The organism is Bacillus sp. AFS023182 (assembly GCF_002560575.1).
Lineage (GTDB): Bacteria > Bacillota > Bacilli > Bacillales > Bacillaceae_G > Bacillus_A > Bacillus_A arachidis.
The window spans coordinates 17,325-34,529 of sequence record NZ_NTRO01000083.1; the positions used below are offsets into that span (position 1 = coordinate 17,325).

A 17,205-nucleotide genomic window follows, 5' to 3' on the forward strand; every position below is an offset into this window, starting at 1 on the left:
ATTCAGCCTAAATTAACATAAGGTTTGTTCCGTTAAAGGTGTAACGAAATAATAAAGTCATTTCATTCTTCCCATCAATGCAGAGAGTTGAAATTCTTTAAAAGTTAATGCTTGTTTGGATTATTTTTCTTAATAAATTCTTTTCGTCAATTGATTCACCTATCGCTTAATTTTTCGATGTATCAGGTACATCATGCCGAACACCTTCGCCAATAAGATGAATTTAGCCAGTTCCATTCACTCGACATCCATCTATTAAATAAAAAATATTAAGTATGCCATGTAAAATTGCGGCTGACGTTACAGAAAGACTCTACTCTCTTGTATATTTCAAAATCATTGATTACAAAAACCGTCAAAAAAAATTTTTTTAGCAGGAGTTTCCCTCCATTATCTTGTAAACAAACAAAGAAGTATTCATATCAAGGAAGGGAGATTCTAAATATGCTTTCGATTAATCCAAATGAACAAACAGAAAAAGATAATTACAAATTATTAACGGGGAGTATTATTCCGCGCCCAGTCGCATTCGTTACTTCTATAACAAAAGACGGGGTTTTGAATGGAGCTCCATACAGCTATTTTAATATTGTTGCTGCTAATCCACCGCTCATCTCAATTTCTGTGCAGCGAAAAGGAGGAGAGCGAAAAGATACTTCTCGAAACGCAATTGAGAAAGGTGAATTTGTTGTACATATTTCCGATGAATCCTATGTGGAGGCCATCAACGAAACTGCTGCAAACCTCCCTCCAACTCAAAGTGAAATTGAATTAGCTAAGCTAACCCCTATCGAAAGCGATGTCATCTCCGTACCAGGTGTAAAAGAAGCAAATATTCGAATGGAATGCGTATTAGAACAAGCCATCCCACTAGGAGGAACAGAAGACTCTCCCGCATGTGACCTACTAATCGGCCGCATTGTCCGTTTCCACATCGCAGAACATTTATATGAAAACGGACGTATTCACGCAGAAGAACTAAAACCAATAAGCCGACTAGCCGGACACAACTACGCCAAATTAGGAGAACAATTTGAGCTTGTAAGGCCAATTTAAAAGCGAAAGCGGCTCGCTCATTTTATAACACAAAAAGACCAGCCTAGGCATCACACAAGCTGGTCTTCTTCTATATATTATACTTCCCCGCGCTTTTTCTCTAACACAGGCGCACTTTCCTTTTTCGGATTCCCAAGCTTTATAACAAAGAAATAGAGCGAAAGTAATGTAATAAGAAAAACGATTACAAATGGGTAAGGAGAATAAAACATACGAGCTGCTTCTGTTCTCCCCTGAATGAATTTTAAAGAATCTATATTTAGAAATTCCGCAAACATTTGTACACCGAGCACACTAAACCAAAATACGAAAAAACTAATAATAATACCAAAAACTTGTTTTATCCTTGTCATTCCTATCATCCTTTTTACCATATAAGATTTTCCATTAGAATAACAACTGTTAGAAAAAATGTTTTGTACAGAAAGGAATTAATTTATATTCACCGTTCACGAATGAATCTAGTTTAGTCCAGCACTGTTATTTGTAAAATAACCGCAAAACAACAAGCATGTGTAACTATCTTGAAAAAAATATAAACAAAACAGATGTACCATTTTCTTATATCGTAGCAAGATTATATTGGAAAAAGAAGACATAATCCAAAACCAACAAGAATGATACCCCCGATTACTTCACCGTACATACCAAGTAAACGCTTTGCATGTCTTCCAATTAGTAAACCACTCCAGGCTAATATCATACTAACCAGTCCAAATAGTAAGATTGTTACAATCATTTGTGCTCCGTAAATCCCAAGGCTGAGCCCAACCGAAAAACTATCAACACTCACACTAAACGCAAATACAAGTAAACTTATCCCCACCGGAGCAGATCTTGTCTCTTCCCCTTCTAAAATTGCAGAGTATACAATATAAAACCCTAATCCAATTAATAAAATAGCCCCGGCAACAGTTGCCATATGACCAAATGTCTCCGATAAAAAACGTCCTAGTATCATACCAAGAAACGGCATAACAATATGAAACACCCCTATTGTCATACCGATATACATGATTTGTCGCATTCTAAGGGCTACCATCCCCATGCCGAGGCTTACAGAAAATGCATCCATTCCTAAGGCAAATGCCATTATAAACAACGGTAGTATTTGTTCGATCGTCATTCTCGTCCCTCCTCGGACTCGCTACTTCACAATATGCTCATCCGAGGAAAAATAGAATCTACGAATTTCTTCTAGATAACTTGAAACTTCCAGCAAAATCTTTACAGGATACCTTCGTTTCAATTGTTCAATCTTCTCATCACGAGTTATGAAAACAAAAGGTAAACCACACTCGTTTTCTCCTTCTGGTTTCACTTGGCATGTGGCTAAAAAAGGTGGTAACCGCTTCTATACATAAGCGGATCCTCTCTCCCACCTTAAAAAATAGGTTTTTATCTCATTTTTCAACCCATCTACTCTTCAATAATAATATGATGCCCCGCTGCTTTCGTTAGACGGTTCATAATTGCATTTCCAATTCCTTCATTCGGAAATGACTCACTAAAAATCATATCCACTTTACTAGCATCGAATGTTCGAAGCACATCGTATAATTTCGTCGCAACGCTTGCTAAATCACTTCGCATACCACAAGATAACACAACATCTGCTTTATACACATGTTGATTCTCTTCTGTCGTTAATACACCGACTGCATAACCTTCACTTTTCTTCTTATCCACAAGCTGTTGAATAAAATCACGTGATCCTTCTACAATACTAAGTGGTGCTTTCGGTGCATAATGGGTATATTTCATTCCTGGCGCCTTCGGTTTCTCTTTTTCATCTTTTAGCGCAGGATCCAAAGAAACTGTTCCGATCACGTCTTCTAATTGCTCCTTCGTAATCCCGCCTGGACGTAAAATCGTTGGCACGTCACTTGTACAATCTATTACTGTTGATTCAACGCCAACACCTGTTGCACCGCCGTCAACAATACCAGCAATTTTCCCATTTAAATCTTCATATACGTGAGATGCAAGTGTTGGACTTGGGCGTCCAGAACGATTAGCACTTGGCGCTGCGACAGGTACATTTGCTTCCTCAATAAGAGCAAGTGCCACTGGATGATCCGGCATTCTCACTCCAACCGTATCTAAGCCCGCTGTAACCTTCTCTGAAATCCCATCTTTTTTAGGCAAAATAATCGTTAATGGCCCCGGCCAAAAATGCTTCATTAATTCTTCCGCAACCGGCGTAATTTCTCTAACAATTTCTCCTAATTGTGATTTTGCACCAATGTGGACAATAAGTGGATTATCACTCGGTCTGCCTTTTGCTTCAAAAATCTTCGCAATCGCTTCATCATTCATCGCATTTGCTCCTAGTCCATAAACCGTTTCAGTTGGAAAGGCAATTGCTTCATTTTCTCTTAATAATCTTGCTGCTTCTTGTAATTGTGGATAATCTTTTTTTATTTCCACAACATTATCCACAACCCACATATTTGTATGCATTTTTTCACACGTCCTTTTCTTCCATGAAATACTTGTCTATTGTTAGTTTACTATGACATTTATCCAAAAGACAAACAAGGTTTATCCACAAAATGTGGATAAACCTAATTAATCCGTGGATAACTTTGTGAATAGCTGACAATTTAGTATTATTACATCCTGCTGTTTTATATTTTCACAAAAATGTTCTAGTTGCTGAATATCATCTGACACTTGATCTTTTTCCACAGATATAAAGTTGAAAAACTGAAATATAGTCACAGATTGTGGATGATTTGTGAGTAAATATACTTGCCAGATATTTTTCTCTTTCATATACTGCAAAAACATTTCAAAAAAATATAAGAAAGTCTCATTATCCACAGCAGGTGTGAACAAACAAGAACGAATGAGTGCGTTCTCTCCTTTTTGTTCATAACCAATGACAGCCTGGATTTCTCCGTTATCTTCCATTATCATAAATTGCCCGTATAACTCATTTATTTTATCATCTTTTTTATTAGCTTGTCCGAAAAAAGAATGTAACCTATCAACATCATCTTTTGTAGCAAAATAAGTTTTTTTCACAGCAAATCCCTCCTCATTTCTATATATGGGGAAGGATTCAAAAATAGTACTTATTTAGAAAATAATGAGGAAAATACTTCTACAATAAATAATTTAACTTCTGGCTTGTCCTCTTGCTCTTCTACTTCTACTGTTTCAATTGTTTGCTCTTGTTTCTTTTCAGCCGTTTTTTCTGTTTTTTCCACCAGCTGTTTTTCTTCCTGTTTCACGCTTTTTTCTTGCGCAGGCTTTTTACTTGTCTCTTTCACAGCAGTTTGCACTTTTGAAGCAACCTCTTTTTTCGATGTTTCTTGTCCTATTGTTTGCTTCGATACTTCTTCTTTTTCTTCCTTCAGTGCTACTGGTTGTTCTTCCTCATCAATTGATTCCGCTTTTACAACATGCTCTTCTTTTTTTACCGCTGATCCACTTGAGAAGTCTAGAAAACACATCGGTGGGAATAACACGCACCACCAATTTGCACCTTCACCCTTTCCAATTGAAATGAGTACTGCTTCATATTCCCCTGCTGGATAAATAAAATTCCCATATACTTTTGTAGGAAATTTAATGTTTTTCCCAAATGTAACTTGAAAGGATTCTTTACTTCCTTCTCGCTTTAATGTTTCAGCAACTGTTTTTTCAATTTCCGGGATGTGACTTTGAATGACACGACGTGCATCCTCAAATGATTTCAAATCTGCTACCCAGCCATCAATTTGTGCTTTTACTTCGTCGCGCACTTTACGCTTTAACGCTTGATCTTTATCTGAATCGCTATTTGCTAAAATACGTAATCGTACAGCTTCTTTCGGGATAACAGTATTCCCCTTCGCATCAGCTTTCATATATCCAAACTGCACAAGTAGCTGTGCACCAATTAATAATAAAAGAAAATAGGCAATCACTTGTTTTTTCATGTCTTTGCACCGTCCCTTCTGGTAAACAGTGTAGACACACTTACCTCTTTCTAAACTATTAAATTCTAAATCTATAGAAAAACTTTCGAGGATATAAAACCTTTCTTTGTGGATGGGAAAGAGCATCTAGCCATGTACAGATGCGGTCAGGGCCTTTTCCTACCCCGTTCCACATGAAAACAAAAGGAGAAAACGAGTGGAGAACTTCTTTTGTTTTCATAACCGTGATGTATATGCAACAAATCAACATAAAAAAATGGAGTAAGGTTCTACCTTACTCCATCTCTGCAAAGACCATACGATCTTTTCCGTTAATATCAAAGACAACTTCTACATCTGCATGTGGGAATGTCTGTTTCAATAATTCTTTTACATCCTCACCTTGCCCTACACCTATTTCAAAAGCAACAATCGCTTTCTTGTGCAAAACGTTTGGCAACTCTTCCATAAAACGACGATAAAAATCAAGTCCATCTTCCCCGCCTACAAGTGCACGCTTTGGTTCATGCTCTTTTACAACCGGAGAAAGACCTCTCCAGTCTTCTTCTGGAATATAAGGCGGATTGGAAACAACAACATCTAATTTTTGTCCTGTTTCATAAAACGGTGATAATAAATCACCATGATAGAAGGTTACATTGGCGCCTAATGCTTTTGCATTTTCTTTCGCAACTTCAATCGATTCCTGCGCAATATCTACTGTATATACATGAAGATTTTGATTTTCTAAGGCAAGTGTAATTGAAATAGCTCCACTCCCCGTACCAATATCAGCTACATGTAGTTCCCGCTTCCCAAACATACGCTGGACTCTATCTAGCACACCTACTATAAGCTCTTCTGTTTCTGGCCTCGGTATTAACACCTCTTCATTTACAAAAAACGAACGACCATAAAACATTTCATATCCAATCATATATTGAACAGGAATCCCATCAACGTGTTTGTGAATAAATTCCGTAAAAGTCTTCTCTTGTTCCTCAGATATTGCTTCGCGCATATTCATCATTAAACCTGTTCGGTTCGTCTTTAATACATGACAAAGGACGATTTCTCCCGCATTTTCATCTCGCCCATTTTCTTGTAAAAAAGAAGAAGCCCATTTCAGGGCTTCATAGACACGCATTACTCAGCTGCCTCCATCTTTTGCGCTTGATCTTCCATCACTAAGGCGTTAATGAAATCATCTAACTTACCTTGTAAGATTTGATCTAGCTTTTGAATCGTTAAACCGATTCGATGGTCTGTAACACGGTTTTGCGGGAAGTTATACGTACGGATACGCTCTGAACGGTCTCCCGTACCAACAGCTTGCTTACGGTTTTGATCGTACTCAGCCTGAGCTTCTTGCCTAAACTTATCATAAACACGCGCACGTAATACTTTCATTGCTTTTTCTTTGTTCTTAATTTGTGACTTTTCATCCTGACAAGATACAACTACACCAGTCGGTAAATGCGTTAAACGTACCGCTGACATCGTTGTATTAACACTTTGTCCACCAGGTCCACTAGAAGCAAACGTATCAACACGAACATCTTTTTCATGAATATCGATTTCCACTTCTTCCGCTTCTGGTAATACAGCTACAGTTGCTGTAGAAGTATGGATACGTCCCCCAGATTCTGTTTCCGGAACACGTTGCACACGGTGTGCACCATTTTCAAATTTCAATTTTGCGAAAGCACCTTTACCGTTGATCATAAAGATAATCTCTTTATATCCACCTAATTCTGTATAGCTTGCCTCGATAATTTCAGTTTTCCAACCTTGCACCTCAGCATAACGGCTATACATACGGTATAAGTCACCGGCAAATAAAGCAGCCTCATCGCCACCAGCAGCACCACGTACCTCTACGATAACGTTTTTATCATCGTTCGGGTCTTTTGGAACAAGTAAAATTTTCAGACGCTCTGATAATTCCTTCTCTTGCCTCTCTAGCTCAGAAACTTCTTCCTTTACCATTTCACGCATGTCAGCATCTAACTTATCTTCTAACATTGCCTTCGCGTCTCGTAATTGCTCACGAACATCTTTATATTCACGGTACACCTCTACTGTTTCTTGAATATCAGATTGTTCCTTTGAATATTCACGAAGTTTATTCGAATCACTAATAACCTCTGGATCACTTAATAATTCGTTTAACTTCTCATAACGATCTTCTACAGCTTGCAAACGATCTAACACACCATTCACCTCAACATCCTAGTATCTAATACAAATAGTATATGGTACTTAATCAAAAAAACGCAAATTATTATTTTAAAAGCGCAGGCGGCTCGCTTAGTTCTGACACACAAAGAGCTTGCCCCAATCTTCATCTATTTTCGAAAAAAACCCGCCCTATGTAGCGAGTTTCACTTATCTTTGTTTTGTAGGTACCGCATGACAATGACGGCAACGCGGCTCATATGACTCTGAAGCTCCAACTAAAATAATTGGATCATCAAAAGAAGCTGGTTCATTATCAATCAAGCGCTGTGTACGACTTGCTGGAGATCCGCATACAGAACAAACTGCTTGCAGCTTCGTTACATATTCGGCAATCGCCATCAGCTGAGGAACTTGTCCAAATGGTAGACCACGGAAATCTTGGTCTAAACCGGCTACAATGACACGATAGCCACGATTTGCCAATATTTGCACCACTTCCACAATGTCCCCATCAAAGAACTGCACCTCATCAATTGCAATAACGTCCATTTCTTCTGTTATATGATTAAATATATCTTTTGAAGCTGAAACAGGAACTGCTCTTACCTTTAATCCATTATGTGAGACAACATCTTCTTCACTATAACGGTTATCAATACATGGTTTAAATACAATCGCCTGTTGCTTTGCAAATTGCGTACGACGTACGCGGCGGATGAGCTCTTCTGATTTCCCAGAAAACATACTTCCGCAAATCACTTCAATCCAACCGTTTTGATTTATTAAGTACATGGAGCTCTCCTTTCATCTACTTTTTATCCAAAGTAGGGTAAAGGTTTAATATTTTCGCAAAAAAAACAGACAAGCGAATAGATACACTTGCCTGTTTTATGTTTTTTATTACTTAAGACCGTATTTCTTATTGAAGCGGTCAACACGTCCGTCTGCAGTAGCAAACTTCTGACGTCCAGTGTAGAATGGGTGAGAATCAGAACTGATCTCAACTTTTAGTAATGGATAAGTGTTTCCATCTTCCCACTCAATTGTTTCGCTAGAACCTTTAGTAGATCCGCTTAAGAATTTGAAGCCTGTGTTTGTGTCCATGAATACAACTTTCTTGTAATCTGGATGGATTCCTGCTTTCATTCTTTTCATCTCCTTCCGCCCTGAATCATTTTCGAAACAGAGTTTTTCATCTTTAGCTGCAATCACAACTATATTGATGAAACACATATGATGAAATTATAACAAGGCTAACTTCATTTTGCAACTACCTGTTTTTGTCTTTTTAAAATAAAAGTGCAAGCGGCTCATCCAGCTCTGATTGGCTAAATTTCTCTCATAAAAAAGCATGGAAAAACTCGCTTAGTATAAAAATAAGCGAGTCATCACCGTTTCCCTTTACTTCGTTGTTACATATCTTTTTGAGTCCGCAACAATGTTTTGTAAAAATTCTTCATTTGTTTTCGTTTGACGCAGCTTACGTAAGAAGCTCTCAACAAAGTCTGGTGTATCACGCATTGTTTTACGAATACCCCATAGCTTGTCTAGATGTTCTTTAGGAATTAATAGATCTTCTTTACGTGTACCAGAGCGGCGAATATCAATCGCCGGGAAGATACGACGTTCAGCTAACGAGCGATCTAAATGAAGTTCCATATTACCAGTTCCTTTAAATTCTTCGTAGATTACATCATCCATACGAGAACCTGTATCAACAAGTGCTGTTGCTAAAATCGTTAAGCTACCGCCCTCTTCGATGTTACGAGCTGCCCCGAAAAATCGTTTTGGTCGATGGAACGCAGCTGGGTCTATACCACCCGACAATGTACGTCCACTTGGCGGGATAACGAGGTTGTAAGCACGTGCTAAACGGGTAATACTATCCATTAAAATGATAACGTCTTTCTTATGTTCTACAAGACGCATCGCACGTTCTAATACAAGCTCAGCTACCTTAATATGATTTTCCGGCACTTCATCGAACGTAGAACTTACAACATCACCTTTGACAGAACGTTCAATATCCGTTACTTCCTCTGGACGCTCATCAATTAAAAGCACAATCAGTTCCGCTTCCGGATGATTTGTTGTAACACTGTGAGCAATTTCTTTTAACAGTATCGTCTTACCAGCCTTAGGAGGCGCGACAATTAAACCACGTTGTCCAAATCCAACTGGTGCGATTAAATCCATGATGCGTGTTGATAATTTCTTTGTTTCTGTTTCCAATTTCATTTGACGATTTGGATATAACGGTGTTAATGCAGGGAAATGCACACGCTCTTTTGCTGATTCCGGATCATCACCATTTACCGCTTCAACTTGTAACAATCCAAAATAGCGTTCATTTTCTTTCGGAGGTCGTACTTTACCAGAAACTTTATCTCCATTACGCAAATCAAAACGACGAATTTGCGAAGCTGAAATATAGATATCTTCTGAGCTTGGAGAATAGTTGATCGGACGTAAAAATCCGAATCCTTCTGATTGAATAATTTCTAGTACACCTTCCATGAAAAAGAAACCTTCTTTTTCTGCGCGAGCTTTTAATATAGCAAAAATTAACTCTTTCTTTGTTAATTTGCTGTAATACGAAATCTTAAATTCTTTCGCAAGCTCATATAATTCTTTTAACTTCATGTTTTCTAATGCTGCAATTGACAAATTCATTCAGACACCACACTTTAATATTATTCTCTTTTCACATGGGTAAAGGGAAAAAATACGGAAGGCAAATACATAATAATGAAAGGCAATAAGTTCAAGTAGGATAATATCCACTATTGTAACCCTTTTATCTAGTTTTAATCAATACGTTGTAACACAAATACAAGAAGCGAAGACAAGAAAAGTTGTCTCCGCTTTTTATATCGCTTCTGTTTTTTTCTTTACACCATTTGGATGAGGGCAAAATCAAAGCTGATTGAGCCATTTTCACTTTTTATTTAATCCAGCTCCGGCAGCTAGAATGGTCGGTGGCTTCGCGTCTTCCTACGAGGCAAAATACGCCTCTTCGTCAGAAGCTCCATCCCCCTTCCATTCTGATCAAGCTGCTTCCGCTTTTTATTTAATAACCAAATTCGGTTTTTTATTTAAGCTGTGACGTCCGTCAACAAAGCGAACTGTCCCAGATTTTGCACGCATAACAAGGGATTCTGTTGTACCAACGCTACCTTTAAATTGAACGCCGCGTAGTAATTCTCCATCTGTTACACCTGTTGCTGCAAAGATTGCATCGTCACCTTTTACTAAGTCCTCCATACGAAGAATACGATTAGTATCTTCAATACCCATCTTTTTGCAACGAGCTAATTCTGCTTCGTTTTGAGGGAGAAGTTTCCCGTGAATTTCTCCACCTAAACATTTTAATGCAACTGCTGCAAGAACGCCTTCAGGTGCACCACCAGAACCGAATAAAATATCAACACCTGTACGATCAAATGCTGTATTAATCGCTCCTGCTACATCGCCATCATTAATCAATTTAATACGAGCGCCAGCTTTACGAATTTCTTCAATAATCGCTTGGTGACGTGGTCGGTTTAGCACTGTTGCAACAACATCTTCAATATCTTTATTTTTTGCTTTTGCAACGGCACGTAAGTTATCAATAATAGGTGCATCAATATCAACTGCACCTACCGCTTCTGGCCCAACCGCGATTTTATCCATGTACATGTCAGGAGCATGTAACAAATTACCGTGATCCGCAATCGCAATAACAGCAAGTGCATTCCAGCCTCCAGCTGCTACAATATTTGTTCCTTCTAACGGATCAACCGCTACATCAACACGTGGACCGTATCCTGTACCTAATTTTTCCCCGATGTACAGCATTGGCGCTTCATCCATTTCTCCCTCACCAATTACAACTGTACCTTTCATCGGAATTGTATCGAATACATCACGCATTGCAGATGTTGCTGCACCGTCTGCTTCATCTTTTTTGCCGCGTCCCATCCAACGCGCTGATGATAATGCTGCAGCCTCTGTTACACGTACTAACTCCATAGATAAACTTCTTTCCACAATAATCCCTCTCCTTTAAGTCTTAATATTTATGCCGTATTTTGTGAACTGTTTCTTTCTATGAAAACTCCCCCATTTAACTCCTTTGGATCTTAAAGTAGGGGTTTCTCGTGCATCTTAACAGATCATTAACACGAGTGGAGTTGACATAGTTGCCTAATGGCTCAACCCCTCTATTCCATTAGCAAATACCTTTGGAACTACTTTTTTTGTACACAGCGTTCAAGAATGCAGTTACTAACAATGCTACTCTATCCCCAGACCTATTCCTTAAGGATAGAGTTCTCTTTCTTGTTTTTTCATAAAGAGCAACTTCCGTCAGCAGCGATTTTCGTTCCCCACTAACGAAAGCGCCACCACTTTGCCTTTATTCTGCAATAACAGTACATTGCTAGCAATCATTGCAATTTATGCATTTTTCATTTCTTCAATCTCTTGCTGCGTCATTTGTTCTCGCCAAATGTTTGCACCAAGACCTTTAAGCTTGTCTACTATATTTTCATAACCTCGGTCAATATGCTCAAGCCCTGTCACTTCTGTAATACCATCAGCCATTAATCCTGCAATTACAAGTGCAGCACCTGCTCGTAAGTCGCTCGCTTTTACCTTTGCTCCTTGTAACGAGACAGGCCCAGTCACAATAGCAGAACGGCCTTCTACCTTAATTTGTGCATTCATTCGGCGCAATTCATCGATATGTTTGAAACGAGCGCCATAAATCGTATCCGTTACAACTCCCGTACCATGCGCCTTTGTTAAAAGAGTTGTAAAAGGTTGTTGCAAATCTGTCGGAAATCCTGGATACACAAGTGTTTTTATATCAACTATTCGGAGTTTACGATTCCCATTCACCGTAATTTGATCATCGTTCGTCTCGACTTGTACACCAGCTTCTCGTAATTTTGCGGTGATTGACTCTAAATGTTGCGGGATTACATTATCAACTGTTACTTCTCCACCAGATGCCGCTCCTAAAATCATGTACGTACCTGCTTCAATTCGGTCTGGAATAATAGAATGATGACAACCGTGAAGAGAATTCACACCATCAATGCGAATTACATCTGTACCAGCACCTTTAATTCGTGCTCCCATACTTGTTAGTAATGTCGCTACATCAATAATTTCTGGTTCTTTCGCAGCATTTTCAATCACTGTTCTACCTTTTGCACGCACAGCTGCTAGCATAATGTTAATTGTTGCTCCTACACTCACAACATCTAAATAAATACGAGCTCCTCGTAATTCATCCGCTCTTAAATAGATTGCACCTTGCTCATTTGTCACATGTGCACCTAATGCCTCAAATCCTTTAATGTGCTGATCGATTGGCCTTGGTCCTAAGTGACATCCACCAGGAAGCCCAATTACAGCTTTTTTAAAGCGGCCAAGCATAGCGCCCATCAAGTAATAAGAAGCACGTAATCTTTTTACCTTCCCATTTGGCAAAGGCATAGCAACCATTTTGGAAGGATCAATTGTCATCTCTTCCTCCTGATTGTATGTTACAACTCCTCCAATTTCCTCTAGTAGATCTCCTAACATCTTCACATCTGAAATATTAGGTACACCACCGATGGTCACTGGAGTATCAGCTAGAATGGTCGCTGGAATTAGAGCAACAGCACTATTTTTTGCACCGCTCACGCGAATTGATCCATTTAAAGGTCGTCCACCTTCAATCAGCAACTTTTCCATGTTGAGCTCCCTTCTTGTGAATGTATTTACTTTCAGCTCCCCTTTCAAAGAAAACAGAAAGCCTTGCCTTAAGAATCTCATTCGTTCAACAAACTATCAATAAAATATTCTCTAGTCTAAACTTAACAAGCAGTAAGGCCTCACCAAAAAAATAATGATATTTTAAGTGAGTAGATGAAGACTAACTGCCTGTCAAGATTTGTTCATCACTTACTTTAGATACGTTATTACATTTATTAATAGGACTATGCACATTCTGTTCCACTTTTATCTTTAATAGAAGTAGAAAAATCCTTTAGTATATAAGAAATGTAGAAATTTAATTAATCTTAAGACTTGTTCACGCTTTCATTATACAACGAAAGGAAACCGTCTAAAAGACTAGACGGTTTCCAAAACGGAATTTTATTCTTACGCTTTACCGTTAGAACCGAATTCACGAATTTTACCAACAACAGTTGCTTTGATAGCTTCGCGGCCAGGTCCGATAAATTTACGAGGATCGTAAACTTCTTGGTCTTTGTTTAATACTTCGCGAACAGCTTTTGTAAACTCGATTTGGTTCTCAGTGTTTACGTTGATTTTTGAAGTACCTAAAGAAATAGCTTTCACGATATCAGCAGTTGGGATACCAGTACCACCGTGAAGTACTAAAGGTACACCAGTGAAGTCGCGAACTTGTTCCATTTCTTTGAATCCTAAGTTAGGCTCACCTTTGTAAGGACCATGTACAGAACCTAAAGCTGGAGCTAGGCAGTCGATGCCAGTTGCTTCAACAAGGTGTTTACACTCTTCAGGATCAGCGTAGATAACGCCTTCAGCGATTACGTCGTCTTCTTGTCCGCCAACTGTACCAAGTTCAGCTTCTACAGATACGTTACGAGCGTGTGCGTATTCTACTACTTTTTTAGTAGTTTCTACGTTTTCTTCGAATGGATGGTGAGAAGCGTCGATCATTACAGATGTGAAACCTGCATCGATTGCTTCTTTACATTTTTCGAAGCTTGAACCATGGTCAAGGTGAATCGCTACAGGAACAGTGATGTTCATTTCTTCGATTAAAGCTTTAACCATAGCTACAACTGTTTTGAAACCAGTCATATGACGAGCTGCACCCTCAGATACACCTAGGATTACAGGAGATTTTTCTTCTTCTGCAGCAGCTAAAATAGCTTGCGTCCACTCTAAGTTGTTCATGTTGAATTGACCAACTGCGTATTTTCCTTCTAGTGCTTTGTTTAGCATTTCTTTCATGGAAACTAAAGGCATGGTGAATCCTCCTAAAAAACGTTTTTTGTATCCGATAAGTTCTTATCGCTGGTAGTATGACCAGAATAAGGTAAAATATGTATATCTACATACCGGACTTTTTTCTACACTCAATAGGATAACAACTTGTATCCAAAAACTCAACTGTATTCACCTGCTCATCAGCCCATGTAAACGCTTTTTTCCATTTTTTTTATAAAAAATTCATTTTTTAAGCCTGTACAGCAATTTCATTTCGTACTGCTTGACGAATTTCGTCAATATCAAACGGCTTAGCAAAGTGCATGAGAGCCCCTAGATCTTTCGCTTCCTGAATCATATCAAGCTCTCCGTAAGCAGTCATTAAAATAACTTTAATATCTTCATTAATTTCTTTTACATGTTTTAAAATCTCTATACCATCCATACCTGGAATTTTCATATCTAAAATAACTAAATCTGGATTATCCTTTTTCACGATATCTAAAGCTTGAAATCCATTTGCTGCTTGGAACGTTTGATAACCTTCTTTTTGGAACACTTCATGCAATAACACACGAATGCCGTATTGATCATCAACGATTAAAATTTTCCCTTCCATAATCCCCAACCTTTCTGTGTAAATACAAGATTAAAAGCTTCTTATATCCTATTCGATTATTTTCGCTACTGTTTACCAAATTCCTTCCTGTTCTTTCTTATTTTATCGTCTACTATTTTGTTATGCTACCCCTATTACTTCGCCTTTCTAAAAAAATAAGCTATAATGAAAGCCGCCTAACACAATCGAAAGGAGCAACACAATGTTAAAAATTTTTTCTACTCAATTGAGCGGCTATTTTACACGAATTTCTCAAACAGAAGAGATGAATATAGAAGATAGTGCCCGTCTACTTGCCCAAGCTTTAGTTGGCGATGGCATCGTTTATTTACACGGTACACAAGAAATGGAGGGCGTAGTTCTTGAAGCACTGCATGGCGCAGAATCACTCAAACAAGCAAAACGCTTAATAGAAAACGGTAACCAAGCAGACGTTACTTCCGCAGACCGCGTACTTCTTATCAGTCGTTTTTCAACAGATGAGGATATCATTTCATTGGCTAAAAAGTTACAAGAAGAGGGTCATTCTATTGTTGGTATTTCAGCTATTCAAAATGGCGATGTCTCACTAGAACAATTTACAGATGTACATATTGATACAAAATTACTAAAAGGTTTGATTCCCGATGATGAAGGCAACCGTTACGGTTTCCCTAGTTTAATCTTATCTCTCTTTGCTTATCACGGTTTAAAATTTACAATTGATGAAATGATAAACGAATATGAGTAAAGGAAAAAGGCGTCCGAGTTTGGACGCCTTTTTTTATTACTTGCTTTCTTTATTCGTAATAGAAGCTTTTACGAAATCACGGAACAACGATTGTGGACGGTTTGGACGAGATACAAGTTCTGGATGGAACTGTGCTGCCACGAACCAAGGATGATCTTGTAATTCAATGATTTCTACTAAACGACCGTCTGGGCTTGTACCAGAGAAAATGAATCCAGCGCCTTCCATGTCTTTACGGAATTCGTTGTTGAACTCATAACGATGACGATGACGCTCATATACAACCGGTTCGTTATACGCATTGTAAGCATTTGTTTCTGGAGTAAGCTTACATGGGTATAGACCAAGACGAAGTGTACCACCTAAGTCTTCTACATCTTTTTGTTCTGGTAATAAGTCAATAATTGCATAAGGTGTGTCAGGGTTAATTTCAGAAGAGTTAGCTCCTTCTAATCCTAATACGTTACGTGCGAATTCGATTGATGCAAGTTGCATTCCTAAGCAAATTCCTAAGAATGGAACTTTATTTTCACGTGCATATTGAATTGCAGCGATTTTCCCTTCTACACCGCGGTCGCCGAAGCCACCTGGTACAAGGATACCGTCTGTATCGCCAACTAATTCTTTTACGTTTTCTGCTGTTACGTGCTCAGCGTTTACCCATTTCACTTCTACATCTGTATCAAATGAATAACCTGCATGGCGAAGTGCTTCTACAACAGAAATGTATGCATCTTGAAGCTCTACATATTTACCAACAAGAGCGATTTTTGTTTTCTTAGATAGGTTGCGTACTTTTTCAACTAATGCAGTCCACTCTGTCATATCTGCAGCTGGGTTGTCTAATTTTAAGTGATCGCAAACGATTTGGTCCATATTTTGCTCTTGAAGAGATAATGGAACTGCATATAATGTATCTGCATCGCGCGCTTCAATAACTGCTTTTGTATCAATGTCACAGAATAATGCTAGCTTGTCTTTCATATCTTGAGAAACAGGCATTTCTGTACGAACAACGATAATGTTTGGCTGAATACCTAAGCTACGAAGTTCTTTAACGCTATGTTGCGTTGGCTTTGTTTTCATTTCACCCGCTGCTTTTAAGTACGGGATTAGTGTACAGTGAATGTACATTACGTTGTCACGGCCAATATCGCTCTTAATTTGGCGAATTGCTTCTAGGAATGGTAGAGACTCGATATCACCAACCGTTCCCCCGATTTCCGTAATAACAACGTCCGCATTTGTTTCGCGGCCTGAACGATATACACGCTCTTTAATTTCATTTGTAATGTGAGGAATAACTTGAACTGTTCCTCCTAGATATTCACCGCGACGCTCTTTTTGAAGAACTGAAGAGTAAATTTTACCTGTTGTTACGTTGCTGTATTTGTTTAAATTAATGTCGATGAAACGCTCATAGTGACCAAGGTCTAAATCTGTTTCTGCGCCATCATCTGTTACGAATACCTCACCGTGTTGGTATGGGCTCATTGTCCCCGGGTCTACGTTAATGTATGGGTCAAACTTTTGAATTGTTACGTTTAAACCACGATTTTTTAAAAGTCTTCCAAGGGATGCTGCTGTAATTCCTTTTCCTAAAGAAGATACTACACCGCCTGTTACAAAAATATACTTAGTCATGAAAGTACTCCCTTCTACTTTGTTGTTATATAATCACCGTTGCAAAGCGCAACGTATGTAGATAACACTGTATCTATCTTATTGTTAGACTCTTTTTATTTTCTAAA

General features: G+C 38.5%; 17 protein-coding genes and 1 pseudogene. 2 read left to right on the forward strand and 16 right to left on the reverse strand.

Features of this window, described 5'->3' with window-relative positions; all coding sequences use genetic code 11:
• Positions 1 to 159: 159 nt before the first annotated feature.
• Positions 160 to 343 (reverse strand): annotated as a pseudogene (locus CN288_RS30115) (CPBP family intramembrane glutamic endopeptidase); the annotation flags it as partial.
• 101 nt (positions 344 to 444) lie between these two features.
• Here CN288_RS30115 and CN288_RS25325 point away from each other — a divergent pair.
• Positions 445 to 1,056, forward strand: coding sequence for a flavin reductase family protein (locus CN288_RS25325; protein ID WP_098303380.1), 612 nt, complete (start codon positions 445 to 447; stop codon positions 1,054 to 1,056).
• Positions 1,057 to 1,133: 77 nt separating this feature from the next.
• Here the strand turns inward: CN288_RS25325 and CN288_RS25330 are convergent, their stop codons facing one another.
• The 14 genes from CN288_RS25330 to spo0F all read right to left on the reverse strand — a co-directional run bounded on the left by CN288_RS25330 (position 1,134) and on the right by spo0F (position 14,724).
• Complete coding sequence (locus CN288_RS25330; protein ID WP_026591849.1) at positions 1,134 to 1,409, reverse strand: DUF3935 domain-containing protein; 276 nt, start codon at positions 1,407 to 1,409, stop codon at positions 1,134 to 1,136.
• A gap of 224 nt (positions 1,410 to 1,633) precedes the next feature.
• Positions 1,634 to 2,182 (reverse strand): manganese efflux pump MntP, encoded by a 549-nt coding sequence (locus CN288_RS25335; RefSeq protein ID WP_090695483.1) that lies wholly within the window; start codon positions 2,180 to 2,182, stop codon positions 1,634 to 1,636.
• 293 nt (positions 2,183 to 2,475) lie between these two features.
• Positions 2,476 to 3,519, reverse strand: coding sequence for an L-threonylcarbamoyladenylate synthase (locus tag CN288_RS25340; protein WP_098303381.1), 1,044 nt, complete (start codon positions 3,517 to 3,519; stop codon positions 2,476 to 2,478).
• 108 nt (positions 3,520 to 3,627) lie between these two features.
• On the reverse strand, positions 3,628 to 4,086 hold the full coding sequence (locus CN288_RS25345; protein WP_026591846.1) for a mechanosensitive ion channel protein: 459 nt from the start codon (positions 4,084 to 4,086) through the stop codon (positions 3,628 to 3,630).
• Between the two features lie 50 nt (positions 4,087 to 4,136).
• Positions 4,137 to 4,985: a stage II sporulation protein R gene (gene spoIIR, locus CN288_RS25350; RefSeq protein WP_098303382.1), complete on the reverse strand. Its 849-nt coding sequence runs from the start codon at positions 4,983 to 4,985 to the stop codon at positions 4,137 to 4,139.
• A gap of 274 nt (positions 4,986 to 5,259) precedes the next feature.
• Positions 5,260 to 6,111 (reverse strand): peptide chain release factor N(5)-glutamine methyltransferase, encoded by an 852-nt coding sequence (prmC, locus tag CN288_RS25355; RefSeq protein ID WP_026591844.1) that lies wholly within the window; start codon positions 6,109 to 6,111, stop codon positions 5,260 to 5,262.
• The gene (prfA, locus tag CN288_RS25360) at positions 6,111 to 7,178 is read right to left on the reverse strand and encodes a peptide chain release factor 1 (protein ID WP_026591843.1); all 1,068 of its coding nucleotides are present in this window, start codon (positions 7,176 to 7,178) and stop codon (positions 6,111 to 6,113) included. The genes prmC and prfA overlap by 1 nt, the downstream gene beginning before the upstream one ends.
• 174 nt (positions 7,179 to 7,352) lie before the next feature.
• Positions 7,353 to 7,937, reverse strand: coding sequence for a thymidine kinase (locus CN288_RS25365; RefSeq protein ID WP_026591842.1), 585 nt, complete (start codon positions 7,935 to 7,937; stop codon positions 7,353 to 7,355).
• Positions 7,938 to 8,045: 108 nt separating this feature from the next.
• Positions 8,046 to 8,291 (reverse strand): type B 50S ribosomal protein L31, encoded by a 246-nt coding sequence (locus CN288_RS25370; protein WP_026591841.1) that lies wholly within the window; start codon positions 8,289 to 8,291, stop codon positions 8,046 to 8,048.
• A gap of 255 nt (positions 8,292 to 8,546) precedes the next feature.
• On the reverse strand, positions 8,547 to 9,818 hold the full coding sequence (rho, locus tag CN288_RS25375) for a transcription termination factor Rho (protein WP_026591840.1): 1,272 nt from the start codon (positions 9,816 to 9,818) through the stop codon (positions 8,547 to 8,549).
• Between the two features lie 393 nt (positions 9,819 to 10,211).
• Entirely contained in the window at positions 10,212 to 11,177 is a 966-nt protein-coding gene (glpX, locus tag CN288_RS25385) for a class II fructose-bisphosphatase (RefSeq protein ID WP_026591839.1), read from the reverse strand.
• A 408-nt stretch (positions 11,178 to 11,585) separates the two neighbouring features.
• Positions 11,586 to 12,875 carry a UDP-N-acetylglucosamine 1-carboxyvinyltransferase gene (gene murA, locus CN288_RS25390; protein ID WP_026591838.1) on the reverse strand — a complete coding sequence of 430 codons (1,290 nt, stop codon included), beginning with the start codon at positions 12,873 to 12,875 and terminating at the stop codon, positions 11,586 to 11,588.
• Positions 12,876 to 13,286: 411 nt separating this feature from the next.
• Complete coding sequence (locus CN288_RS25395; RefSeq protein ID WP_026591837.1) at positions 13,287 to 14,144, reverse strand: class II fructose-bisphosphate aldolase; 858 nt, start codon at positions 14,142 to 14,144, stop codon at positions 13,287 to 13,289.
• Positions 14,145 to 14,355: 211 nt separating this feature from the next.
• Positions 14,356 to 14,724 (reverse strand): sporulation initiation phosphotransferase Spo0F, encoded by a 369-nt coding sequence (gene spo0F, locus CN288_RS25400; RefSeq protein WP_026591836.1) that lies wholly within the window; start codon positions 14,722 to 14,724, stop codon positions 14,356 to 14,358.
• A 202-nt stretch (positions 14,725 to 14,926) separates the two neighbouring features.
• Here spo0F and CN288_RS25405 point away from each other — a divergent pair, with 202 nt between their 5' ends.
• Positions 14,927 to 15,454 carry a DUF2529 domain-containing protein gene (locus CN288_RS25405; RefSeq protein WP_026591835.1) on the forward strand — a complete coding sequence of 176 codons (528 nt, stop codon included), beginning with the start codon at positions 14,927 to 14,929 and terminating at the stop codon, positions 15,452 to 15,454.
• Between the two features lie 36 nt (positions 15,455 to 15,490).
• On the opposite strand, the gene pyrG is transcribed toward CN288_RS25405, so the two are convergent.
• The gene (gene pyrG / locus CN288_RS25410) at positions 15,491 to 17,098 is read right to left on the reverse strand and encodes a CTP synthase (protein WP_090695112.1); all 1,608 of its coding nucleotides are present in this window, start codon (positions 17,096 to 17,098) and stop codon (positions 15,491 to 15,493) included.
• Positions 17,099 to 17,205 lie beyond the last annotated feature (107 nt).

What these genes read in the sequence shown, in the direction of transcription:
- rho (WP_026591840.1), bottom strand. Translation starts at nt 9,818, where the DNA reads ATGAATTTGTCAATTGCAGCATTAGAAAACATGAAGTTAAAAGAATTA.
- CN288_RS25325 (WP_098303380.1), top strand. Translation starts at nt 445, where the DNA reads ATGCTTTCGATTAATCCAAATGAACAAACAGAAAAAGATAATTACAAA.
- CN288_RS25330 (WP_026591849.1), bottom strand. Translation starts at nt 1,409, where the DNA reads ATGACAAGGATAAAACAAGTTTTTGGTATTATTATTAGTTTTTTCGTA.
- prmC (WP_026591844.1), bottom strand. Translation starts at nt 6,111, where the DNA reads ATGCGTGTCTATGAAGCCCTGAAATGGGCTTCTTCTTTTTTACAAGAA.
- CN288_RS25365 (WP_026591842.1), bottom strand. Translation starts at nt 7,937, where the DNA reads ATGTACTTAATAAATCAAAACGGTTGGATTGAAGTGATTTGCGGAAGT.
- spo0F (WP_026591836.1), bottom strand. Translation starts at nt 14,724, where the DNA reads ATGGAAGGGAAAATTTTAATCGTTGATGATCAATACGGCATTCGTGTG.
- spoIIR (WP_098303382.1), bottom strand. Translation starts at nt 4,985, where the DNA reads ATGAAAAAACAAGTGATTGCCTATTTTCTTTTATTATTAATTGGTGCA.
- CN288_RS25370 (WP_026591841.1), bottom strand. Translation starts at nt 8,291, where the DNA reads ATGAAAGCAGGAATCCATCCAGATTACAAGAAAGTTGTATTCATGGAC.
- CN288_RS25405 (WP_026591835.1), top strand. Translation starts at nt 14,927, where the DNA reads ATGTTAAAAATTTTTTCTACTCAATTGAGCGGCTATTTTACACGAATT.
- CN288_RS25395 (WP_026591837.1), bottom strand. Translation starts at nt 14,144, where the DNA reads ATGCCTTTAGTTTCCATGAAAGAAATGCTAAACAAAGCACTAGAAGGA.
- CN288_RS25335 (WP_090695483.1), bottom strand. Translation starts at nt 2,182, where the DNA reads ATGACGATCGAACAAATACTACCGTTGTTTATAATGGCATTTGCCTTA.
- pyrG (WP_090695112.1), bottom strand. Translation starts at nt 17,098, where the DNA reads ATGACTAAGTATATTTTTGTAACAGGCGGTGTAGTATCTTCTTTAGGA.
- CN288_RS25340 (WP_098303381.1), bottom strand. Translation starts at nt 3,519, where the DNA reads ATGCATACAAATATGTGGGTTGTGGATAATGTTGTGGAAATAAAAAAA.
- murA (WP_026591838.1), bottom strand. Translation starts at nt 12,875, where the DNA reads ATGGAAAAGTTGCTGATTGAAGGTGGACGACCTTTAAATGGATCAATT.